Origin of the sequence: Streptomyces sp. CB02366, assembly GCF_001905905.1 — a bacterium.
Classification (GTDB): domain Bacteria; phylum Actinomycetota; class Actinomycetes; order Streptomycetales; family Streptomycetaceae; genus Streptomyces.
Map to the genome: position 1 here is coordinate 1,248,021 of NZ_LIVT01000001.1, position 23,282 is coordinate 1,271,302.

The window sequence follows — 23,282 nt, forward strand, 5'->3', positions numbered from 1 at the left end:
GTTCCGCGCGCCGGGGCCGTCCACGCGGAGGTGCTGCCGCGCCCCGGGCGGGCGGCTCTCGGCACGCTGCCCGTGACCGCGGGGGCGTGACCGCGGGGGCGTGACCGGCGGCGCACCGCGGGCCGGCCCCGCCAGGGCGGCCGGGCCTACAGCCGCTCGGCCAACGCCGCCAGGAAGGCCACCACCGCCGCCGGGCCCGGTACCGCCAGGTCCGCGCGTTCGGCCAGTTCGGGCACCTCGGCGCTGCCGCTGCACACCAGGAGGCCGGGGACGCCGTCCGGGCCCTCGGTCCGCAGCTTCTCCACGGCGGCGAAGGCGGCGAGGTCCCCGAGGTCGTCGCCCGCGTAGATCACGGACTCCGCGTCCAGCTCGGCGACGAACCGGGCCAGGGCCACGCCCTTGTCCATGCCGGGCGGCCGCAACTCCAGGACCAGGCGGCCGGGTTCGACGATCAGCCCGTGCTGTGCGGCCAACTCGCCGAGGGGCCCGGCCAACGTGTCGAAGGCCGCCTGCGGGTCCTCGGCGCGCCGCGTGTGGACCGCGACGGCCTGCCCCTTCTCCTCGATCCAGGCGCCTTCCCCCACACCGAACTTGTCGAGGATGCCGGGGAGTTCGGCGCGGACGGCGGTGACGCCCGGGTGCGGGGCGGGGGCGTTGACCGTTCCGGTCACGGCGTCCCAGCGCTCGGCGCCGTAGTGCCCGAGCACCACCAGGTGCTCCAGGCCGGGGACGCCCGAGAAACCGCCGTACCGCACCGCCACGTCCGCCGGACGGCCGGTGATCACGGCGACGGCCGCGACCTTCGGCGCGAGCGCGGCGAGCGCCTCGACGGTGCCGGGGTGGGCGCGCGCCTGCTCGGGGTCGGCGACGATGTCGGCGAGCGTGCCGTCGAAGTCGAGGGCGACGACCGCGCGGTCGGGCCGGGCGAGCACGGCGTCGAGCCCCTCGCGTCCGGCCGGGGTGGTCGGGGTCGGCAGGTTTTCCGGGTGACTGCCCATGGGGCGAGCCTAATCCCTGGGCGGCAAAGAACGCATACCCACGCTGCGAGCCCGTGCGGACGCCTGCGTCCCGGGCGGGCCGGAGGTCCGGCCGGCCGAGCTTGACACCCGCTCCTCCACGACTCCATGATTCCATTAATTGACTCATGGAATCGAGGTGAGGCGCGTGGCAGACACGAGCTCCCCGGACGCGGCGTCCGGCAGCTGGGCACTCGAAGCCCGGGGCCTGGGCAAGCGCTACCGACGCGGCTGGGCGCTGCGCGACTGCTCCTTCCGGGTCCCGGCCGGCCGCATCTGCGGTCTGGTCGGTCCCAACGGAGCCGGCAAGAGCACCCTGCTCGGGCTGGCGACCCGGCAGGTACAGCCGACCACCGGCGGCCTGCGGGTCTTCGGCGTACCGGTCGACGACCCCGCCGTCCTGCCCAAGATCGCGTTCCTGGGGCAGGACAAGCCGCTGTTCAAGCGGTTCACCGTGGCCGAGACCCTGCGGCTGGGCGCCGAGCTGAACCCCGCGTGGGACGCCGCCGCCGCGCACCGCATCGTCCGCGCGGGCAACGTTCCGCAGAACGCGAAGGTCGGCACGCTCTCCGGCGGCCAGCGCACCCGCCTCGCCTTCGCCCTCGCCTTCGGCAAGCGGCCCGACCTGCTGCTCCTGGACGAGCCGATGGCGGACCTCGACCCGCTGGCCCGCGACGAGATGAGCACCCTCCTGATGGCGGAGGCCGTCGAGCGCGGCACCACGGTGGTGATGTCCTCGCACATGCTGACCGAGCTGGAGGACATGTGCGACTACCTGCTGGTCGTCTCCGAGGGCCGCATCCGCATGGCCGGTGACGCCGACGCGCTGGTCCCGGCCCACACCCTGGTCACGGGGGTGAGCCACGACGGCTCGCTCCCGCCCGAGCTCGGCCACCACACGGTCGTCGAAACCCGCCTCCAGGGACGGCAGTTCCAGGCGATGATCCGGCCGAAGGGGCCGCTCCCCGCCGACTGGCAGAGCGCCGATCCCTCGCTGGAGGAAGTCCTCCTCGCCCACCTCCGCTCCCCGGACGCCCCCTCGCTCTACACCCAGGGCGCCCGCGTCGACGCCGAAGGGATCCAGGCCGCATGAGCGCCACCCTCACCGAGAAGCCCACCGGACCCGCCCCCGGCCGCCGCCTGTTGCGCGGAATGCCGTGGCTCGTCGTACGCCAGCATCGCATCGCGCTGGCCTGCGTCCTCGGCCTCACGCTGCTGACGGCGCTCTGGATCGTGTACGAGCGCAACGAGCTGGTCCACATGCTCGACACGAAGGGCTGGCCGGAGAACGACGTCGGCTGGCCGATGGAGAGCGACCGCGGCTACAACTACATCACCACCGTCCTCGGCGGCCTCCCGGTGATCCTCGCCGTCTTCATCGGCGCCCCGCTGATCGCGGGCGACCAGGAGAACGGCACCGCGCAGCTCGTCACCACCCAGTCGGTGACCCGCCGCCAGTGGCTGGCCGCCAAGCTCGGCCTGGCCTACACCCTCGCGCTGGTCTCCGGCGTGGTGCTCTCGGCCCTGTTCACCTGGTGGTGGAAGCCGTACCGCTCGGTCTTCCTCAGCCAGTGGATCGACGGCATGATCTTCGACAACACCGGGCCCGTCCTGCCCGCGTTCCTCCTCTTCCTCACCGCCGCGGGCATCACCATCGGCGTCCTGGTCCGCCGGGTGCTCCCGGCCATGGTGGTCACGTTCCTGTTCACGGCGATCACCACCATGTTCGTCTGGGACGAGATCCGGATGCGGCTCGGCTCCACGCAGATGTTCACCTACCCGAAGGGCACCGAACTCCCGGCACGCTTCAGCGACGCCTACGAGGTGGACCGCTGGGTCGGCAGCGCGGACGGAACCCTCTACAACTGGGGCATCTGCGCCGAGGCGACCGAGAAGGCGCAGAACGCGTGCATCGAGAAGCACGGCATCGTCAACGACGTGATCGAGTACCTCCCCTACAGCCAGATGGGCGCCATGCAGTGGATCGCCGCGGGCCTCCTGCTCGCCGGAACGGCCCTGCTCACGGCGTTCACCCTCTGGTGGGCCTCCCGCCGCCCGCTGTAGGTCCGGCCCCCTCTCCTACGTAAAGTGTCGGCAATCGAGCGGAAGGTGAAGTCCGTGGTCGTGTTCCGCATCGACCGGCGCAGTGGGGTGTCGACCTACCTCCAGATCGTCCGGCAGGTCGAACAGGCTCTGCGCATGGGGGCGTTGGAGGAAGGCGACCGGCTGCCCACCGCGGCCCAGGTCGCCGCGACCACCAAGGTCAACCCGAACACGACGCTCAAGGCGTACCGCGAGTTGGAACGTATGGGACTCGCCGAAGTACGGCAGGGCGCCGGAACGTTCATCACCCGCACCCTCGCCCAGCCCCAGTCCGGCCCCGACTCCCCCCTGCGGTCCGCGCTGACCGAATGGATGGGCCAGGCCCGCGCCGAGGGCCTCACCGGGCAGGACGTCACGGCCCTGTTCCACGCGGTGTACGCGAGCGCGTACCCGGGCGAGGCGCCGGACTGACCGGCGCCGGACCCCTCCGACCCGCCTGACCGGCACCGGGCCCACCGGCGCCGGTCAGGCGCGGTTGTAGCGGTAGCCGCTGCCGTGGGCGGGGCCGACGTCGTGCAGGATGCCGGACCCGGCGACGGTGAAGAACGAGGGGTCGGTGTCACGGCACATGCCGCCGGAACGGCCCCGGTCCACCACGCCGGCACCGACGTTGATCCGTTTCCCGCCGTCCGTCACGGAGTCGAGCTTCGCGGTGTACTCGCAGTGTCCCGTCCCCTGTACGTCGGCGACGAGGGTCACCGCCGACCCGCCGGGCGACACCCGCCGGATGACCATGGTGTGCGGCTGGAGGACATCGTACCGGGAGGCGATGGACCAGGTTCCGACGAAGTGCGACGGCACCCGGCCGTCGGGGGCGGGGCCGGGGTCCGACGCGGGCGGCTTCGCGTCGTCCCCGGAACCGCCCGACGCCGACGGGCCGGCGCCGCCCCGCCCGCCGTCCGCGCCCCCGGCCCCGGCGTCCGCGGACCCGCCCTCACCGGAGCCACCGCCGGGGGCCGAGCCGCCGCCGTCGGCGTCCCGCCCCTCGGCCGCGCCCTCCCCTTTCCCTTCCTCCGTCGTCCCCTTCTCCTTCGCCCCGCCCTTCGCTCCGTCCTTCGCCCCGCCCTCGCCCTTCCCGGCGGGGGCGGCCGCGGGGCCGGAGGGGGCGACACCGGCACCGGGCGGCATCGCGGCCTCCCCGCCCCGGGGAGCCGCGGACCCGCCGGGATCACGGTTGAGGAACGCCGTGGTCCCCCCGGCGGCCAGCACGGCGACGACCACGGCCGCGACGACCCAGACCCGGCGGCGACGCGAGCGGCCCCCGGGGGCCACGGCCACCGGGGCGGTGGTCACCGGCGCGGACGCCGGGGACGGCTCGGCCCCCTTCACCGGGCCCGGACGCAGATCGACCGTCCCGAGGTCCCGGGGGGCGGGAGGGGTGCGGGGGTCGGAGACCGCCGAGGCGGCCGTACGAGCAGGCTCCCCGCCCCCGGGCACGTCCTCGGCCCCGGGCACGTCCTCGGCCCCGGGCACGTCCTCGGCCCCGGGTCCGGCTGCGGTTCCGGGAACGGCGGCAGCCCCGGCCCCGGCCCGGGGCAAGACCCCGGCTGCGGCCTCGCGCACGTCCTCGCCCCCGGGCGCGGGCCCGGCTCCGGAGACGTTCCCGGTGTCGGACACGTTCCCGGTGTCGGGCTCGCCCGTTCCCCCCGCGCCCCTCGGGCCTTCCGAACCCGCCGAACCTTTCGAACTCCCCGGGTCCACCGCCCTCTCCGGAACGCCGGCGCCCTCCAAGCCCCCCGGCCGCTCACGGACCTCCCGACTCTCCGGTCCCCCCGCCCGCTGCGGAACATCCGCGTCGAGCAGCAGGGCGGACTGACGCGCCAGCCGGGCCAGCAGCACCGGCGGCAGCCAGGCCCCGTGCGGGACGGACGTGGACGCGGAGGCGGCCAACTCCTCCGCCAGCACGTCCACGGGCGGACGTTCGGCCGCGCTCTTGGCCAGGCAGCGTTCGATCAGGGTGCGCAGGCGGGCGTCCGCCACCGGGGTGAGGTCCGGCGGGGACTGAACGATCCGGAACATGACGGCATGCTGGTTGCTCGCACCGGCCCCGAACGGCAACTGCCCGGTGGCGGCGTACATCAGGACACAGCCGAGGGAGAAGACGTCCGCCCCGGGCCCGGTCTCCTCGCCCAGGACCTGCTCGGGCGCCATGAAGCCGGGAGAGCCGATGACCATGCCGGTACTGGTCAGGAGGGACTCGACGGACACCTGGAACGCGCGGGCGATACCGAAGTCGATGACGCGGGGGCCGTCGGCGGTGAGCAGAACGTTGGAGGGTTTGAGGTCCCGGTGGACGATCCCCGCGGCGTGGATGCCGCGCAGGGCCCGCGCCAACCCGTCGGCCAGGGCGTACACGGAGGCGACGGGCAGCGGGCCGTGCTCCCGGACGGCCTGTTCCAGGGAGGGGCCGGGTACGTAGCCGGTGGCCACCCACGGCTGCTCGGCGTCCGCGTCGGCGTCGAGCACCGGGGCGGTCCAACTTCCGCCGACCCGGCGGGCGTTCGCTATCTCCCGGCGGAAGCGGGCCCGGAACTCCCCGTTCGCGATGTGCTCCTCGTGCACCACCTTCACGGCCACGGTGCGCCCGCCGGGCGACCGGGCCAGGAACACGCGGCCCATCCCGCCCGCGCCGAGCCGGCCGAGCAGCGGATAGGGCCCGATCCGCACCGGATCGCCGGCCGCGAGCGGGCGTATGCCCTCCATCGCCGGGTACCGCCGCTCGTCCGCGCCCGCCGCTCCGCCCGCTCCTTCGCCCGCTCCCGCGCCTTCGCCCGTGCCGCCGCTCATGCTGAACAGTTCCCCCGATGGCCGTGACCCCTGCGGTGGTCCACGCCCGGCCCGAGCCGCGCGCCCGCCCAGGATAGGAGCACCGCCCGCCGGAAGGTCATGGGGCACCCGGGCGGGCCGTACCCGGCCGCGACCCCGGCACCGTCCGGCCCGCGGCAGGGGCGCCGCACAGGGGCGTACGGGCACCGCACAGGGGCGGCCGGGGACCGGCGAATACAATCGGCTCCATGTCGAAGCCTGACGCACTGCTTGTCGACGTTGCCGCCCTGGTGGAGTCAGGGCACAGCAACCAGATGACTCTGACCGTGGTCGCCGGTGGCGCCGTCATCACCGGCCGACTGGCCCCCGAAGCCGTCTGGAGGCAGCGGGTCTCGGAGGTCCTGGCCGACTCCGACCACCTCAGCGACTTCTCCACCGTCTTCACCGCCACGAAGACCGCGGAAGAACCGCCCACCCACCTGCACTTCCACGTGGCCCGCATCCTCCAGGGCACCATCGGCATCCCCGAGACAGGCGGCATGTACCGCGTCGCCATCCAGGACGTCAGCGCCTGGACCATGGGCGACTTCAGCTACTCCGACCACTGACCCACCACCCCACCCGGAAGCCACCCCACCCGGAAGCCGCCCCGCCCGGAAGCCCCACCCCGGGAAGCCCCACCCCGGCAAACCCCGGCAGAACGGGGCGAGGACCCCGCCGCCGCACCGGACGGAGCCCTCGTGCGTCCGCGTGTGCCGCCGGGCGGGGTGGCGCGATCGCTCGGCACAGCGCCGGCCTCTCGCGTTGCAAGGGAGTGGGCGCGGGGCGCCGGGGCGCGGCGAAGCGCGCCCGGTACCGGGCGGTCACTCGCGCATGCCCGCCAGTTCGACCGGCCGGACGCGCAGCGCGAACGACGCGGGCAGCACGGCGGCCACCGTCGCGAGGAGGGCGCTCGCGCCGATCACCGCGGCGACCGTGCCCCAGGGCACGACGACGTCGGACCACACGTCGAGCAGGCCGAGTGCGCTCCACACGCCGAGCAGGTTCACCCCGGCGACCACCGCGCCGAGCACCGCGCCGACGGCGACCACCACCAGGGCCTCGACCCCGACGAGCCGCAGCACCTGCCCCTTCGTGGCGCCCGTCAGACGCAGCGAGGCGAGGTCGCGGACCCGGTCCGAGGTCGCCATCATCAGGGTGTTGGCGAGCGCGATGCCCGTGTAGACCAGGGCGATGCCGAGGATCATCCACAGGCCGAGCCGGGTGTTCTCGCTGGAGCGCGGGTAGTGGGCCTCGACCCACCGGTCCCCCGTCAGGAGCTGCACGCCGGTCGCCTTCGCGGCGGCGTCGAGTGCGGCCGCCGCGCTGTCCGCGCCGTCCCGGGGCAGCGCGAGGTCGACGCGGTCGACGGGGGCGCCGGCGGCGTTGCGTTCGGTGAGGTAGACGCCGTTGCCGCCGGTGCCGGTGGAGAGCACCGCCGCGATACGCAGGTCCGCCTTGCGGCCGTCGCCCAGCCAGAGGGACACCGTGTCGCCCACCTTCGTGGTCAGCCACTCCTCGTTGACGACGATGCCGTCGTCGTCGAGGTCGGCGAGGCGGCCCGCCACGACCGGGAGGTGGGAGACGGCCGCGTGCGCCGCCGGATCGACCGCCTTGGCCTCGGACTTGACGAGGGCGACCCCCTCCTCCAGTACGGTCACGCCGGTGGACCGGGTGGCGCTGACGGTCACGCCGGGGACGGCCCCGGCGCGCCGGACGAATTCGTCGGGCAGCGCGCGGCCCTCTCCGCCCGCCGTGGCGACCAGGTCCGCGGTGATCTGCCCCCGCACCTCCCCGGCCTTGGCCTCGCTGATCGTGGCGGTGGTACCCATCAGGGAGGCGGCGAGGGCCACGGTGATGACGACCGGGGCGGCGACGGCGGCGGTCCGGCGGACCCCCGCGGACGCGTTCTCCCGGGCCAGCATGCCGATCGCGCCGGGAAGGCGGGCCGGCAGCCAGGTCAGCAACCGGGTCAGCGGCTTGACCAGGACCGGCGCGAACAGGGCGAACCCGACGATCAGCAGCATCGGCTGGGTGATGTAGGTCTTGCGCTTCAGGACGTCGCCCGGGCTGTCCAGCAGGGCCAGGGAGAGCAGCCCGAGACCGGTCGCGAGGACCGCGCCGCCGATCAGCCACCGGCTCACCGGCATGGCGCGGGAGTCGACCGCGGACTCGCGCAGCGCCTCCGTCGGACCGACCCGGCCGGCCCGCCACGAGGACACGGCCACACCGCTCAGGGCGACGAACAGGCCCGTCCAGAACGCGGTGTGCAGCGGCCACGTCTGCTCGCCGATCCGGAACCAGGCGGGGGCGATACCGGCGTCGGCCATCCAGGCGGCGAGCCGGGGCGCGCCCGCCGCGCCGAGCCGGCAGCCCGCCGCCGAGGCGAGCACGCCGATGACGAACGCCTCGGTGAACACCATCCGCCGCACCTGGGTGGGGGTGGCGCCGGCGGTGCGCAGCAGGCCGAACTCCCGGCGCCGCTGGGCGACCGCGAAGGAGAAGGTCGAAGCGACGACGAACACCGACACGAAGCCGGTGACGCCCGCGGCGGTGCCGAGGAGCGCGTTCACCGAGACCAGTGCTTCCTCGTCCCGGTCGGGGTCCGGGTCGGCGCGGCGGCGTTCATCGCCGGTCAGCACGTCGTATCCGGCGCCCACGGCCGCCTCGACCCGGTCGGCCGGGGCGTGCACGGCGACCGCGTCCACGTCGGGAGAGATCCGCGCGGCCTCGGCGTCGGTGAAGAAGAGCGCGTTCTCGAATCCGGCCGACGCGACCGTCCCGACGACGGTGACCTGCTCGGACCCGCGGGGGGTCGCGGCCTGCACCCGGGTGCCGGGCCGCAGCGCGTCCCCGGTGGCGACGGCCTCGCCGGGCACCGAGGGGGCGCGTCCGGCGGTCAGCGTGTAGGGGGTGAGCGCGGCGATCGACCACGGGTGGCCGACCGTGTCCTCACCGAGTCCGGGGCCCGACACGGGGAAGGTGCGGTCCTCGACGGCCTTGCCGAGCGCCGCGAGCTTCGCGGTGACGGCGGCCGGGACCGGCGCGGGGTCGGTGATCGTCTGCGTACGTTCCCCGATGGGCGTGTCCGCCCGGACGAGGTCGGAGGTCTTCACGACGACCGGCGCCTTCACGAGCCGCTCGGGCCCGCGGTCCGGAGCGCTGAAGGTCGCCGCCAGGGCGAGCCCCGTGGTGGCGATGAGGCCGACGCCGAGGGCGAGGGCGATGAACGAGCCGATGAACGTGTCCCAGCGGGTCCGCATTCCCTGCAGAGCGAGCTTCAGCACGGGAGGGCCGCCAGTCCGGTCATGTGCGCGGCGACCTGCTCGGCCGTCGGGGCGGACAGTTCGTCGTGGACCCGGCCGTCGGTGAGGAACAGCACCCGGTCCGCGAAGGACGCGGCCACCGGGTCGTGCGTCACCATGACGACGGTCTGCCCCTGGTCGACCATCCGGCGCAGCAGCGTGAGCACTTCACGGCTGGTGGTGGTGTCCAGGGCGCCGGTCGGCTCGTCCCCGAAGAGGACCTCCGGCCGGGTGACCAGGGCGCGCGCGAGCGCCACCCGCTGCTGCTGACCGCCGGACATCTCGCTGGGCCGGTGCCCGGCACGCTCGCGCAGCCCCACCTTCTCCAGCACGTCCAGGACCTCGTTCCGCCGGGGGCGGCGGCCGGCGAGCCGCAGCGGCAGCGCCACGTTCTGCTCGGCGGTGAGCGAGGGCAGCAGGTTGAACGCCTGGAAGACGAAGCCGATGCGGTCCCGCCGCAGCAGGGTGAGCTTCTTCTCGCTCAGCTTGCTCAGGTCGGTCTCCCCGAGGAGCACCTGGCCGCCGGTCGGCCGGTCCAGGCCCGCGGTGCACTGGAGGAAGGTCGACTTGCCGGAGCCCGAGGGCCCCATGACGGCGGTGAACGTGCCCCGGTGAATGTCCAGGGAGACGTCGTCCAGGGCGGTCACGGCGCTCGCGCCCTTGCCGTAGGAGCGAGTGACCGAACGGAGTCGGACGGCTGCTTGATTCATGGTGTCCACTCAATCGGGCCCGAAATCGGCGCACATCGCAGCCGGGCGGAGTCTTCGGGGTGGAGGTAACTCCACCCTTCTGTGCACGGTGGCCGCCCCGCGCGGGAAAGGCAGGGTCCGGAGTCGGCAGGAACGTGCGTGGGCAGCCTCCTGCCGCGGACCGGGTCGGATCACCGCGGCCCCGGCCCGCACCATGGAGGGACGGACACGGCCACCGCGGGGTGGCGGGAGGGCGGCTCGGAATGACGGTCATCAGCAGGGGGACGGCGGGGAAGTGGTTCCGGAGGTTTCCGGCGCGCGGCGGGGCGCCCCGGCTGCGCCTGGTGTGCCTGCCGCACGCCGGCGGCACCGCGACGCTGTTCCACGGCTGGTCGAAACAGCTGCCCGGTGACGTGGAGGTGCTGGCCACTCAGTACCCCGGCCGCCAGGAACGGTTCGACGAGCCGTGCGCCGCGTCCATGACGGAGCTGGCCGACGCGATCGCCGACGCGCTGGAGCCCGAACTCGACGCGCCGGTGGCCCTCTTCGGCCACAGCCTCGGTTCGGCCGTCGCCTACGAGGTGGCCCGCCGCCTCGAAGACCGCCACGGCGTCGTCCCCGAACGGGTCGTCGTCTCGGGCCGGAGGGCCCCGCACGCCGAGCGGGCCGGCGGCACCCTGCACCTGCTCGACGACGAGCACCTGGTGGCCGCGGCCCGTCGGCTCGGCGACGCGGGCTCCTCCGTCTACGACGACCCCGACCTGCGTCCGCTGCTGCTGCCCTCGCTGCGCGGCGACTTCCGGCTCATCGAGTCCTACCGGCCCCTCGACGTGCCCCCGCTGCGCGCTCCGGTGACGGCCGTCGGCGGCACGGCCGACCCGGGCTGCACCTTTCCCGAACTGCTGTCCTGGTCGGCGCTGACTACGGCGTCGTACGAGCACCGGCTGTTTCCCGGGGACCACTTCTACCTGATCCCGCAGGAAGGGGCACTGCTGCGCTTCCTCGCCGAGCGGCTGTGACCCGGACGCCGCCGGCCGCGGCGGGACCGCCCGAGGGGCCCCGGGCGCCCGCCTCTTCGGCGCGGGCGGCCGGGCGCGCCCGCCGCGGGCCGTGAGCAGCAGCGGCAACGACGTGGTCAGCAGCACGACCGACGCGCAGGCCGGCACACCCGAACCGCCCCACTTCTCCAGGGGCCCCCGGCGAGCAGCCCGAGCCCCACCCAGCACGGCGCCCACAACAGCGCGGCCGGCACCGACCATCCCGGGTACGGCCGCCAGGGCGCCCGCACCGAGCCGCACAGCGCTGGAACCGGGGTGCGCAGGCCCCCGTTGAACCGGCCGAACAGCCCGGCACGGCCGTGCCGGGCGCCCACCGTGGCCGGCGCCGGCCGATAGGACCGCGAGCCGGCGAGCCTGCCGGGGAGAGCGCCTTCCAGCCGGTCGCCCCGTACCCGAGCACATGGCCCGCCGGCGCCCCGGCCGCCGCCAGCGCGAACACCCCCTCCACCGGCAGCACCCCGTGGTGCGTGAGCGCCCCGCTCGCCACCAGGGCGGTCCGCGAAGGGAACAGCACCCCACCAGCGGTACCGGAGGCTCCCCCACGGGCAGCAGGAACACGATCACCAGCGTCGGCCAGACGGTCCCAACCGCGAACACGGCCTCCGACGAGAACACCCCGGCCCCTCCCCCCCGTACAGGAGCGGGCGGCCGTCCACCGCCCCCGTCCGACCGCGCGGCGCCCCCGCACGCACTGCACCTGGCGGCCGTCCTCACGGGGAGCCTGCTACCGGTCCGATGGTGGAGCCGGCTGGGTGTTCCGTGCCCTACGGGCCCCATATCGTGCCCCCATGCACCCACCCAGCCTCTGGCAGGCCCTGCACCAGCGCCGGTACCTCCGGAGCGGCTGGCCGTGGCGCTGTGCCCTGTACTTCCTGACCAGCGTGCCGCTGGGTGCCGCCCTGCTGGTCTGCCTGCTCGTCCTCGCGCTGGCCGGCAGCCTCCTGACCGTGGTCCTCGTCGGGGTGCCGCTTCTGCTGACGCTGGTCCTCGCCGGGCTGCCGCTTCTGCTGACGCTGGTCCTCGCCGGGCTGCCGGTCGCGCACGTGGAGCGGCGCCGGCTGCGCCTGATCGACCCGGCCGTGCCGCTGGCCGACGCCCACCAGGACCCGCCGCGCACCGGACCCGCCGCCTGGCTGCGCACCCGCCTCCAGGAGCGTTCCACCTGGCGGGAGCTGGGTTACGCCCTCCTCTTCGGCTGCCTCCTGTGGCCCCTGGAAGCGGTGGTCATCGGCACGGTCCTCGGCGTGAGCGGGGGGCTGATCTCCACCCCCCTGGTCATGACCACGGCCGGCGGCGGCGAGGAGGCGCGCGTCATCAAGCTGTGGCTGGTCCACTCCTACCCGGCGGCGTTCGCCGTCGCCCTGGCCGGACTGCTCCTGCTCCCCCTGCTGGCCTACCCGCTCGGCCTGCTCGCCGTGGGGCGCGCCCAGCTCACCCGCCTCCTGCTGGACGCGTCTCCCCGTCAGGACGACGTACGCGTAAAGGAGTTGAGCCGGTCGCGGATGCGCCTGGTGACCGCCTTCGAGGCCGAGCGCCGCCGCATCGAACGCGATCTGCACGACGGCGCCCAGCAGCGGCTGGTCGCCCTGTCGATGCGGCTGGGGATGGCGCGCCTCGACGCCCGCGAGGAACCTGTCGCCGGGCTCCTGGCCCAAGCCCACGGCGAGGCCCAGGCCGCGCTGGTCGAGCTGCGGGAGCTGATCCAGGGCATCCACCCCCGAGTCCTCACCGACCGGGGGCTGGCCGCGGCCATCGAGGACATCGCCGACCGCTCCCCGGTCCCCGTCGACCTCGATCTCGACCTGCCCCACCGGTTCCTCGAAGCGGTCGAGTCCGCCGTCTACTTCGCGGTGAGCGAGGCGCTGGCGAACGTCGCCAAGCACAGCCGGGCCACCCGGGCCTCCGTCGAGGCCCGCGTCGACCGGGGCCGACTCGTCGTCCGCGTACGGGACGACGGCGTGGGGGGCGCGGACGAGGCCGACGGCACCGGGCTGGAGGGCGTCGCGGATCGCATCTCGGTCCTCGGGGGGCATTTGCTAGTGTCCTCACCGTCCGGCGGGCCCACCGTCTTCCGCCTCCTCGTGCCCTGCGCCCCGGCTCCGGACCGCCGCCTCGACGCCCCGACGGCCCGATGATCCGATAGAGGAAACAGATGTTGCGCATCGTGTTGGCCGAGGACAGCGTGCTGCTGCGGGAGGGCCTCGTCGGGCTCATGGAGCGCTTCGGCCACCAGGTCCTCGCCGGTGTCGGCACGGCCGACGAACTCACGGCGGCCGTCGCCGAGCACGCCCCCGACATCGTCGTCACCGATGTACGGATGCCGCCCGGCTTCTCCGACGAAGGGCTGCGGGCCGCGCTGCGCCTGCGCGAGAAGAACCCGCGGCTGCCCATCCTCGTCCTCAGCCAGTACGTCCAGCGCGCCTACGCCGAGGAGCTGCTCGACTCCTCCGACGGCACCCACGTCGGCTACCTGCTCAAGGAACGCGTCGGCAACGTCGAGGAGTTCGTCGAAGCCCTCCAGCGGGTGGCGGCCGGAGCGACCGTCGTCGACCCCGAAGTGGTCCGCCAGCTCCTGCGCCACCGCCGCGATCCGCTGGCCAGACTGACCCCCCGCGAGCAGGAGGTCCTCGCGCTGATGGCCGAGGGCCGGTCCAACGCGTCCGTCGCCGCGGCCCTGCACGTCAGCGAGGGCACCGTCAGCAAGCACTTCGGCTCCATCCTCACCAAACTGGACCTGAACCTGTCCGACGCCACCAACCGCCGGGTACTGGCCGTCCTGGCCTACCTGCGCGGCTGACCTCCCGGGCGGCGTCACGGCCGCCCGCGTCCGGCCCCGCTCAGCCGGCGAGCCGGCCCCCCTGGGCCGCCAACGCTCCCAACTGGAAGCGGCTGCACACTCCCAGACGGCCCATCAAAACATCGGTCACCCGGCGACTGGTACCAGTTCCCGCACGGATGCCACCGGCCCGCGCTCCGATGCACTGCGGTACTCGTCGATCAGGTTCTCCGCCGCGAGTTCCGTCTGCGTGAGAATCCGCTGCCGCCGGAGCAGCTCCCTTTCCCGTCCGGCGTACCGGGATCGTCGGCACTCACCCAGTCTGCTTCCCGCCTTGCCCGTCGGTCCCGCGCAGACGACGAGCTCGCTCGGCGAGACCGCTGGAGAGCTTGTTCTTCACCGAGTTGGCCCGGTCGAGGGTCTCGTTTCCCAGGCTTCGGGCAGCACCCACACCCTTCACTCCTTTTTCCACCGCCTTGTCCCTCACTTCCACGGCGGCTTCCGTCCATCGCCTCGCCTCGGACGAGTCGCCACCGGACTCGATTCCGAGCCGCTCGTGAAAGTCATGGACGCCTCTCGCGATCTGGTTGCTCGACTGGACCACGGCCGGGGATGCGGCCGGATGCAGCAACACCTTGGCATTGGCCACGCCGGCAGCGGCGTTCATCCTGGCCAGCAGAGTCTCCGTACTGCGCGAGATGTACTCCAGCCGATCCTGCCGGGCGGCCTTCAGACCGAGGCGATGCCCGTTGAGCTCATCCGGGGACGCGTCCAGCACCCTGTCGAGTTCGAGTACGGCGATCGCGTCCTGCAAGTGAAAGCAGCGAGCCAGAACGGCGAGCCATTCCCCAACGACGGCCTCAGCCTCCTTGGCCATCGCGGCGAGCTCGCCGATCTTGGTCTGCCGCTCCATGTCCTCCGCGAGCGCGTCGAGTTGACGCAGTGCGTACGCCTGCGTCTCCGCGATCGTCGCCGGCGCGGCGTGCACCTTCGACCAGGTGACCTCGTCGACCCTGCCCCGCTTCTCCCGAAGGGTCATGGCCTCCCCGATCACGAAGCCCACTCCGATCATGCGGGCCAGCACAGCGTCCTTCTGGGCACGCAGTACGTCGTCGACCTTCTTGTCGATCGCGGCGAGGTAGTCGGTGATCTCGTCCATGGTCTGCTGCATGGCGACCTGCGCCATGAACTTCCCGGCGTTGGCCAGAGCAGCCGGGTTGGACAGGAGCGATCGGGGCGCATGCGCGAACTCCAGAAACCCCTTGATCTGCCCCTTCTGCCCCTTCAGCACACCCGTGCTGAGCCCCGTCTTCGCACTCTCCCTCAGGCCGTACTTCTTGAGAAGCAGCGCCGACTCCGGGGTCAGCTTCACCCAGTGAGCAGAGTGGGCGGCGATCTCCGATGCCGCCTCCGCGACCACAGCACCCGCAGCGAAGACGGACTTGTACCATCGCGGTCCGAGGCTCTTGGAGGGCAGCGCCTCCGAAGCGAGGAATTTTTCGACGTCCTCGGCGCTCCCGACGACTGTCAGCCCGTCCCCGTCGCTGATCAGCTGGATCTCGTTGTCCATGGTCCGCTCCTGAAGTGGCTACGCGCATCGCATGCAGTGCCTGGTCCGCCCGGACGGTGTGTTCGGCGCGGAGTTCATGATGCCCGTGAAAAGACGCCCCCACATGACCGAGCACTACACCTCACCGAAGCGCCTCCGCCCCCACTTCATCGGCGGCCGGCACGTCCTGCTCACTCCGCACCCCACTGAGTTCACCGAGCGCCCCCACGTCGGCCAACCGCACGACCGCACCCACCGCATGGGCCTCCTGCTCGCGGCCCGGACGTCCACCCTCACCGACCACTTCTGAGAGAAGACCCCATGAAGCACGAATACGAGGCGAAGTTCCTGGCCGTCGATGTCGCCGACCTCCAGAACAAGCTGAGCGCCCTCAATGCGGTCCAGGCGTTCCCCCGCACGCTCCTCACCCGCAAGATCTTCGAGAACGACTCCCTCGACGGCGGGGCCTGGATCCGCCTGCGGGACGAGGGCACCCGCTCGACTCTCACCCTCAAGCAGGTCACCGACGCCACGACGATCGACGGCACCAAGGAAATCGAGACCGAGGTCACCGACCTGCACGCCATGGCCGACATCCTGCGCCGGGTCGGCCTCACCGAGGTCCGGTACCAGGAGAACTACCGAGAGGAATGGCGCCTGGGAGAGGTCGCCTTCGACTTCGACACCTGGCCCGATCTCCCCACCTTCCTGGAGATCGAAGGACCCGACGAGGCATCGGTACGCCAGGCCGCCGCGCTGCTGGACCTCGACTACTCCGAAGCCCGGTTCGGCAGCGTCGACGAGATCTACAAGAGCGAGTCCGGCCGCGACATCCTCCCCGAACCCACACTCATGTTCTCCGCAGCCGAGAAGCAGAAGGACGCTTCTCCCACGGCCCAGGACCGTTGATCACGCAGGGAGACGAGCGATGCTGACGGAAGTCGCCCTACAGCACAGGGCGATCTCCGGGATCGCCGAGTTACAGGAACGGGACCGGCAATCCTTCTTCCCAAGAGCCGCCTGGCCGGCTCCCCACGGTTGAACGAATCCGCCGCGGTGAGGCGTTCGACTTCCGGCAGAAGAGCTGGCAAGTATCGGTGCCAAAGAGCAGATCCCCGCAACGGTCCCCCTCACACCGGCACGACACAGCACCCCGGCTGCGCGCCGCCCCAGGCCCCAAACAACAGAAAACCCCAGGTCACGGGTTATGCGACCTGGGGTTCAACTGAGCCGCCTTCGGGATTCGAACCCGAGACCTACGCATTACGAGTGCGTTGCTCTGGCCAACTGAGCTAAGGCGGCGCGCCCTGTCGCACTATGGTGCGATCAGCAGCGGAGCCAAGTCTACACAGTTTCCGGGGGTGCTCCGCACACGGTGCCCCTCGCGGCGTTTGCGCTGGTCAGGGGCGGTCGGGCGGGGCGCGGCGGTGGAGTGGCGGTCAATTGCACTTCTTGTCGTCCGTGGGCGGGGTGCCCTCCAGGAGGTACGTGTTGATCGCCGTGTCGACGCAGTCGCTGCCCCGGCCGTACGCCGTGTGGCCGTCTCCCTCGTAGGTGAGCAGGATGCCGGAGGAGAGCTGGTCGGCGAGGGACTCGGACCACTTGTACGGGGTGGCCGGGTCGCGGGTGGTGCCGACGACGAGGATCGGGGCCGCGCCCTCCGCCTTCGTGGGGTGCGGGGCGCCGGTGGCCCCGGTGGGCCAGTACGCGCAGTTCAGGGAGGCCCAGGCGAAGCCGCGGCCGAAGACCGGGGACGCCTTCTCGAAGTCCGGGACCGCCTTCTCCACCGCGTCGGGGCCGTCGAAGGCGGGCGGCAGGTCGAGGCAGTTCACGGCGGCGTTGGCGAACATCAGGTTCGCGTACTTCCCGTCCGGCTCGCGCTCGTAGTAGCTGTCGGCCAGGGACAGCAGACCGGAGCCGTCGCTTCGCTGCGCGCCCGCCAGCGCCTCGCGGAGCTGCGGCCAGGCCGCCTCGTCGTACATGGCGGCGATCACCCCGGTGGTGGCCAGCGCCTCGCCCAGCTTCCGGTGGTCGCCGGTCGGGACCGGGTTCGCGTCCAGGTCCTTGAACAGCTGCTTCAGGGCGGTCGCGGCGTCCGCGGGGGAGGTGGTGCCGAGCGGGCAGTCCGGCTGCTTCACGCAGTCGGCGGCGAACGACTGGAAGGCCCCCTCGAAGCCCGCCGTCTGGTCGCGGTTCATCTCGACGGCCTCGAGGGAGGGGTCCATCGCCCCGTCCAGCACGAGGCGTCCGGCCCGTTTCGGGAAGAGGTCCGCGTACGTGGCGCCGAGGAAGGTCCCGTACGACGCCCCGACGTAGTTCAGCTTCTCGTCGCCGAGGAGGGCCCGCAGGACGTCCATGTCGCGGGCCGCGTCGACGGTGGAGACGTGCGGGAGGATCTTCCCGCTCCGCTTCTCGCACCCCGCGGCGAACTTCTCGAACGCGGCCGTGAGCTTCCGGACCTCCGCCGCGTCGTCCGGAGTCTGGTCGACCTGGGTGTAGGCGTCCATCTCCTTGCCCGTGAGGCATTCGACGGGCTCGCTGCGGGCCACGCCGCGCGGGTCGATGGCCACCATGTCGTAGCGGGCCCGCACCGGGGCCGGGTAGCCGAGGGCCGCGTACCCCTGGAGATAGCCGATCGCGGAGCCGCCGGGGCCGCCCGGGTTCACCAGGAGCGAGCCGATCCGCTTGCCGGGGCCGGTGGCCTTCTTGCGGGAGACCGCGAGGTCGATGTCGCCGTCATCCGGCTTGTCGTAGTCGCGCGGCGCCTTCATCGTCGCGCACTGGAACCCCTCCACGCCGCAGTCGCGCCAGCTCAGCTTCTGTGTGTAGTACGACGACAGCCCCTCGGGGGCCGCGGTCCCGGTGGCCGAAGCGTTCGGCGAGGAGCCGCTGCTGCTGCAGCCGGAGATGAGGAGGCCGGCAGTGCCGATCCCGATGCCGAAGGTGCGGAGCAGGCGCCTGGTTTCCATTCTGGGAGCGTATCCGGCAGGTGACGAGTCGTCCGATTCCCTGCTCATTCGGGTGAACAGGTACCCATCGGCCGACCGACGGCCCCGACCGGCGGCCCCCGGGCCGTTGCCCGGCCGCCCCCGGGTTCACACGCCTCCGCCCGGCGCCCAAGCCCCTCTAGCCCACCGGCCCCCGCAGCGCGCCCCGCCCGCCCCCGGGGCGCCGCCGGTCAGCCCGCTCTCAGCGCCATCGTCATCGCCTCCACCGCCAGCAGCGGCGCCACATTGCGGTCCATCGCCTCCCGGCAGGCGATCACCGACTCGATCCTGCGCAGGGTCTGCGCGGGCGTGGAGGACTCCGCGAGCCGGTCGAGGGAGTCCTGCACGTCGGTGTTGGCGATCGCCAGCTTCGATCCGAGCTGGAGCGCCAGCACATCGCGGTAGAACCCGGTCAGCTCGGTCAGCGCCAGGTCCAGGCTGTCGCGCTGCGTACGCGTCTTGCGGCGCTTCTGCTTGTCCTCCAGCTCCTTCATCGCCCCCGCCGTGCCCCGGGGCATCCGGCCGCCCGCCACCCCGCCGAGCGCCGCCTTGAGATCCTCGGTCTCCTTGGCGTCGACCTCCTCCGCCATCTGCTTGGCGTCCTCGGTGGCCGTGTCGATCAGCTCCTGGGCCGCCTTGAGGCAGCCGCCGACGTCGGCCACCCGCAGCGGAACCTTCAGCACGGCGGCCCGCCGCGCCCGCGCCCGCTCGTCCGTGGCGAGACGGCGGGCCCGCCCGATGTGCCCCTGGGTGGCGCGCGCCGCCGCGTGCGCCCGCTCGGGATCGACGCCGTCGCGGCGGATCAGGACGTCGGCCACGGCCTCCACCGAAGGGGTGCTCAGGGTCAGGTGCCGGCAGCGGGAGCGGATCGTGGGCAGCACGTCTTCGAGCGAAGGGGCGCACAGCATCCAGACCGTGCGCGGCGCGGGCTCCTCGACGGCCTTCAGCAGGACGTTGCCCGCGCCCTCGGTGAGGCGGTCGGCGTCCTCCAGGACGATGACCTGCCACCGCCCGACCGCCGGGGAGAGCTGGGCACGGCGGACCAGGTCGCGGGTCTCCTTCACACCGATGGAGAGCAGGTCCGTACGGATGACCTCGACGTCGGCGTGCGTACCGATCAGGCTGGTGTGGCAGCCGTCGCAGAAACCGCAGCCCGGCGCGCCGCCCAGTGCCCGGTCCGGGCTCGTGCACTGGAGCGCGGCGGCGAAGGCCCGCGCCGCCGTGGACCGGCCGGAGCCGGGCGGCCCGGTGAACAGCCAGGCGTGCGTCATCTTGGAGCCCTGGTCCAGCGGCGTCCCGTCCGACACGGCGGTGACCAGCGCGTCGGCGTCCCCGGCCGCGGCGGCGAGCTGTTCCCGCACCCGGTCCTGCCCGACCAGGTCGTCCCATACGGTCATGGGTCACCGCCCTTCCGTTGGTGTCGTGCGAAAGCCTGTGACGGTGGAGGCGAGCCCTGCCGCTCCCCCTCCGACGCCCCCTGTCGGATTCCATTGTGGAGGACGCCTCTGACAACGGCGGCCCGCCCGCCCCGGGAGGACGGACGGGCCGCACGGGCGCCGTGGGGCAGGTCAGCCGCGCGGACGGCGGCCCCGGCCCCCGCGGTCGTCGTCGTCCTGGCCGCCGAGGAGCTCGTCCGCGAGGGTCGGCAGATCGTCCAGCGGGGTCTCCTCCGCCCAGTCCGGGCGGGGGCGCTTGCGACGGGACTGCTGCTGCCCGCCGGCCGCCGGGGCGTTCGGGTCCTCGATCTGCGGCAGCTCGCGGGTGCGCTCGCTCTCGCTCTCCGTCGGCGGGGCCGCCGGGCCCTCGTCCCGGAAGTAGCCCCGGGGCACCCGGTCGGAGGGCCGGTCGTCGCGCACCGGCGGCAGCACGGCCGTCTCGTCCGTCTCACGCACCGGCGGCCACGAGTCCGCCTGCCCCGGGTCCGGGACGCGCGGCAGCATCGCCGTCTCGTCGTCCCCGAGACCGGAACCCGACCCCGGACCGGAGTCGGAAGCGCGGTCGCCCTCCGGGCGGGCCGTGGGGACCGGCTGGGTGATCTCGTTCGGGTTCACGATCGGCGTGGGGACGGTGAGCTCGTTCTCCGGCACCGAGGACTCCGGCACCGAGGGCTTTCGCCCCGACGACTCCCGCGCCGAGGACCCCGGTACCGAGGACTCCGGCCCGGCCTCGGAGAACGAGGACGAACGCGAGGACGTCTCCGTACGGGACGCCCGCTCCGCCTCCGCCCGCTCGGCCTCGGCCCGCGCCGCCACCGTGCGGGCGGCCGCCTCCTCCTCGGCCCGGCGACGGGCCTCCTCGGCGCGCAGCAGGGCCTCTTCGGCCTTCCGCTGCTTCGCCAGGCGCTCGGCCTCGGCCTCCTTGCGGAGCCGGGCCTCCTCTTCGGCCCTCTGCCGCAGCCGCTCCTGCTCGGCCTCGCGGGCCGCCTCCTCGGCCTCCAGCCGGCGCCGGTCCTCCTCGGCGCGGCGGCGGGCCTCCTCGGCACGCTGCCGGGCCTCCTCCGCCTGGCGTTCGGCCTCGCGGCGGCGGGCCTCCTCCAGCTCGCGCTGCTTGCGCTCCTCCTCCTCGGCGCGCAACCGGGCGAGCTGCTCCTGGCGCTCCTTCTCCAGGCGCTCCTCCTCGGCCTTGCGGGCGGCCTCTTCCTCGGCCTTGCGCCGCGCCTCCTCCTCGGCCTTGCGCCGGGCCTCCTCGATGGCCTCGATCTCGGCCTCGGAGAGCGGAAGGAGCCGGTCGAGCCGGTGGCGTACGACCGCGGTGATCGACTCCGGCTCCTGGCCGGCGTCCACCACCAGGTAGCGGGTCGGGTCGGCCGCGGCCAGGGTCAGGAACCCGGACCGTACCCGCTCATGGAACTCCGCAGGCTCCGACTCCAACCGGTCCGGCGCCTCCGTGAACCGCTCCCGCGCCGTCGCGGGGTCGACGTCCAGCAGCACCGTCAGGTGCGGTACGAGGCCGCCCGTCGCCCACCGCGAGATCCGGGCGATCTCGGTCGGGGCGAGGTCGCGGCCCGCTCCCTGGTAGGCCACGGACGAGTCGATGTAGCGGTCGGAGATGACGATCGCGCCGCGCTCCAGCGCCGGGCGCACCACGGAGTCGACGTGCTCGGCGCGGTCGGCGGCGTACAGCAGGGCCTCGGCGCGGTTGGAGAGGCCGGCGGACGAGACGTCGAGCAGGATCGACCGCAGCCGCTTGCCGATCGGGGTGGCCCCGGGCTCCCGGGTCACGACGACCTCGTGGCCCTTGGACCGGATCCACTCGGCGAGCGCCTCGACCTGGGTGGACTTGCCCGCTCCGTCGCCGCCCTCCAGGGCGAGGAAGAAGCCGGTGGCCGCGGGCGCGACCGCCGGGTCGTCGCCGCGCAGCGCCTCGCGCAGGTCCCGACGCAGCGGCACGCCCGCCCGGTCGTCCGTCTTGGCGAGGACGAGCGCGGCGACGGGCAGCAGCAGCGCGCCGAGCAGTATCAGGGTGAAGGCGGCCCCGCCGTGGGCGAAGACGAAGTCCCCGGCGACCAGGCGGTGGCGCCCTATCGCGGCGGCCAGCAGGGGGCCGGCGACCGCGCCGAGCGCGACGAGCACCCGGACGACGGCCTGGAGGTGCTCGGTGGTCCGGGCCTGCCGGAACGCCTCGGTCTCCTGGTCGATCAGGGTGTGCCCGGTGTTCGCGGCGACCCCGGCGGAGTACCCCGCGAGAAGGGCGATGGCCAGCCCGGTCGCGGTGTCCGGCACCAGGCCGAGCGCGAGGAGCGCGAGCCCGGTGACGGAGACGGCCAGGGCCAGCAGGCGGCGGCGCGACAGGGCCGGCAGCACCCGGCGGGCGGTACGGATGCCGAGGGCGGTGCCGCCGGTCAGTCCGAGGATCAGCAGCGCGAACGTGGCGGGCCCGCCGCCCAGGTCGTACGCGTGCAGGACGGAGACGGCGGAGGCCGCCGCGACGGCTCCGGCGACGGCGGCGCAGACCGCGACCAGCAGCGGGGTCGCGCCGGTGCGGCCCTTGTCGGGGCCGTTGCCGGTGGCGGGACGGCGCAGGCCCTCCAGCGGGGAACGCGGCCGGGGCGTCCGGTCGGCCGGGAACTCGAGGAAGTACAGGACGGAGATGGAGGCGGAGAAGAGGCCGGCCGCGACGTAGGACCCCAGGGCCGCCTGGTGGAAGGAGAACCACTCCAGGCCGGAGCCGAGGAGGTTGCCGATCAGCGTGGCGGCCAGCAGGACCACCGCGGCGGTGGGAACGGCGAGGAAGTTCGTCCGCAGCGAAAGGCGGCGCAGGGCGTCGAGGTGGTCGGGCAGGGGGCGCACGGCCGCGCCCTCGGGGGGCGGGCCCGGCAGCAGCGCCGGGGCGGCGCTCTCCTTGGCCACGGCCCACAGGCGCTCACCCGCGCCCGTCACGAAGACGGTGATGAGGACCATCATGAGCGCCTTGTCCGGCGTCCAGTCGATCCACAGCGGGGCGACGACCAGCAGCGCCAGGCGCAGCCCGTCCACCCCGATCATCAGCCATCGTCGGTCCAGCTTTCCGCCGGGCCCCGTGAGGGACGTCAACGGTCCCAGGAGTACGGCTCCGAAGAGGAGGGTGGAAAGGATCCGGGCGCCGAAGACGGCGGCGACGGCAAAGGCCGCCCCGCGGTATCCGGCGCCGAATGAGCCCTCGAGGACCGCCGCTTGCAGCGACAGCAGCACCAGCACGAGAAGGGCGAGTGCATCGCCGATACCGCCGACGAGCTGGGCGCTCCACAACCGCTTCAGCGGGGGGATGCGCAACAGGGCCCGTACGGCGCGCTCGCGTGAGTCTGCGGCAAGTGTGTCGGAGGTGGGGCTCACGACCGTTGGCTGCTCGGCTCGCGTCATCCGCCCAGCCTATCGGCAGCGGTGCGGTGGCTGTCGGCCCGCCCGAACATATGGACGTGGACAGCTTCCGGCCAAGCCCGCGCCGCCCCTCTTGACGCACCGCCCGACTCCCCCCGACGCACCGCCGCCCGGCGCCGGGATCACGGGGATCGGGGC

At 73.5% G+C, this 23,282-nt stretch carries 17 protein-coding genes and 1 tRNA gene; 9 read left to right on the forward strand and 9 right to left on the reverse strand.

Going from position 1 to position 23,282, the window contains the following annotated elements:
* Positions 1-146: 146 nt before the first annotated feature.
* Positions 147-998: a trehalose-phosphatase gene (gene otsB, locus AMK24_RS05520; RefSeq protein WP_073765465.1), complete on the reverse strand. Its 852-nt coding sequence runs from the start codon at positions 996-998 to the stop codon at positions 147-149.
* 166 nt (positions 999-1,164) lie between these two features.
* Here otsB and AMK24_RS05525 point away from each other — a divergent pair, with 166 nt between their 5' ends.
* Genes AMK24_RS05525 through AMK24_RS05535 form a run of 3 tightly spaced genes read left to right on the forward strand, consistent with a single transcriptional unit; the run spans position 1,165 to position 3,530 of the window.
* Entirely contained in the window at positions 1,165-2,109 is a 945-nt protein-coding gene (locus AMK24_RS05525; protein WP_073765467.1) for an ABC transporter ATP-binding protein, read from the forward strand.
* Positions 2,106-3,080, forward strand: coding sequence for an ABC transporter permease (locus AMK24_RS05530; protein ID WP_073765469.1), 975 nt, complete (start codon positions 2,106-2,108; stop codon positions 3,078-3,080). Before AMK24_RS05525 ends, AMK24_RS05530 begins: the two co-directional genes overlap by 4 nt.
* A 45-nt stretch (positions 3,081-3,125) precedes the next feature.
* Positions 3,126-3,530, forward strand: a complete 405-nt coding sequence (locus AMK24_RS05535; protein WP_079190426.1) for a GntR family transcriptional regulator — start codon at positions 3,126-3,128, stop codon at positions 3,528-3,530.
* A gap of 54 nt (positions 3,531-3,584) precedes the next feature.
* On the opposite strand, the gene AMK24_RS05540 is transcribed toward AMK24_RS05535, so the two are convergent.
* Positions 3,585-5,822: a serine/threonine-protein kinase gene (locus AMK24_RS05540; protein WP_073765719.1), complete on the reverse strand. Its 2,238-nt coding sequence runs from the start codon at positions 5,820-5,822 to the stop codon at positions 3,585-3,587.
* Between the two features lie 311 nt (positions 5,823-6,133).
* Here AMK24_RS05540 and AMK24_RS05545 point away from each other — a divergent pair, with 311 nt between their 5' ends.
* Positions 6,134-6,493 (forward strand): hypothetical protein, encoded by a 360-nt coding sequence (locus AMK24_RS05545; RefSeq protein WP_073765473.1) that lies wholly within the window; start codon positions 6,134-6,136, stop codon positions 6,491-6,493.
* Positions 6,494-6,748: 255 nt separating this feature from the next.
* Here AMK24_RS05545 and AMK24_RS05555 read toward each other — a convergent pair whose 3' ends face one another.
* Together AMK24_RS05555 and AMK24_RS05560 are read right to left on the reverse strand one after the other, a co-directional pair.
* On the reverse strand, positions 6,749-9,211 hold the full coding sequence (locus tag AMK24_RS05555) for an ABC transporter permease (RefSeq protein WP_073765477.1): 2,463 nt from the start codon (positions 9,209-9,211) through the stop codon (positions 6,749-6,751).
* Positions 9,205-9,939: an ABC transporter ATP-binding protein gene (locus AMK24_RS05560; protein WP_073765479.1), complete on the reverse strand. Its 735-nt coding sequence runs from the start codon at positions 9,937-9,939 to the stop codon at positions 9,205-9,207. Before AMK24_RS05560 ends, AMK24_RS05555 begins: the two co-directional genes overlap by 7 nt.
* A 242-nt stretch (positions 9,940-10,181) precedes the next feature.
* On the opposite strand from AMK24_RS05560, the gene AMK24_RS05565 reads away from it, so the two are divergent.
* The 3 genes from AMK24_RS05565 (at position 10,182) to AMK24_RS05580 (ending at position 13,773) form a co-directional block, all read left to right on the forward strand.
* Positions 10,182-10,937, forward strand: a complete 756-nt coding sequence (locus AMK24_RS05565; RefSeq protein WP_073765481.1) for a thioesterase II family protein — start codon at positions 10,182-10,184, stop codon at positions 10,935-10,937.
* Between the two features lie 827 nt (positions 10,938-11,764).
* A complete protein-coding gene (locus AMK24_RS05575) occupies positions 11,765-13,111 on the forward strand; it encodes a sensor histidine kinase (protein ID WP_073765483.1) in 1,347 nt (448 codons plus the stop codon).
* A gap of 17 nt (positions 13,112-13,128) precedes the next feature.
* Positions 13,129-13,773: a LuxR C-terminal-related transcriptional regulator gene (locus AMK24_RS05580; RefSeq protein ID WP_079190428.1), complete on the forward strand. Its 645-nt coding sequence runs from the start codon at positions 13,129-13,131 to the stop codon at positions 13,771-13,773.
* A 292-nt stretch (positions 13,774-14,065) separates the two neighbouring features.
* On the opposite strand, the gene AMK24_RS05585 is transcribed toward AMK24_RS05580, so the two are convergent.
* Positions 14,066-15,322 carry a hypothetical protein gene (locus tag AMK24_RS05585; RefSeq protein ID WP_073765485.1) on the reverse strand — a complete coding sequence of 419 codons (1,257 nt, stop codon included), beginning with the start codon at positions 15,320-15,322 and terminating at the stop codon, positions 14,066-14,068.
* A gap of 103 nt (positions 15,323-15,425) precedes the next feature.
* Between AMK24_RS05585 and AMK24_RS05590 the strand changes: the two genes are divergently transcribed.
* Entirely contained in the window at positions 15,426-15,611 is a 186-nt protein-coding gene (locus tag AMK24_RS05590) for a hypothetical protein (protein WP_242434917.1), read from the forward strand.
* A gap of 11 nt (positions 15,612-15,622) precedes the next feature.
* Entirely contained in the window at positions 15,623-16,210 is a 588-nt protein-coding gene (locus AMK24_RS05595; RefSeq protein ID WP_073765487.1) for a class IV adenylate cyclase, read from the forward strand.
* A gap of 319 nt (positions 16,211-16,529) precedes the next feature.
* Here AMK24_RS05595 and AMK24_RS05600 read toward each other — a convergent pair.
* From AMK24_RS05600 to tmk, 4 genes are all read right to left on the reverse strand, one after another.
* A tRNA-Thr gene (locus AMK24_RS05600) sits at positions 16,530-16,603 on the reverse strand.
* Between the two features lie 137 nt (positions 16,604-16,740).
* On the reverse strand, positions 16,741-18,270 hold the full coding sequence (locus AMK24_RS05605; RefSeq protein WP_073765489.1) for an alpha/beta hydrolase: 1,530 nt from the start codon (positions 18,268-18,270) through the stop codon (positions 16,741-16,743).
* Positions 18,271-18,479: 209 nt separating this feature from the next.
* On the reverse strand, positions 18,480-19,685 hold the full coding sequence (locus tag AMK24_RS05610; protein WP_073765491.1) for a DNA polymerase III subunit delta': 1,206 nt from the start codon (positions 19,683-19,685) through the stop codon (positions 18,480-18,482).
* A gap of 171 nt (positions 19,686-19,856) precedes the next feature.
* Complete coding sequence (tmk, locus tag AMK24_RS05615) at positions 19,857-23,126, reverse strand: dTMP kinase (RefSeq protein ID WP_073765493.1); 3,270 nt, start codon at positions 23,124-23,126, stop codon at positions 19,857-19,859.
* Positions 23,127-23,282: the final 156 nt, after the last annotated feature.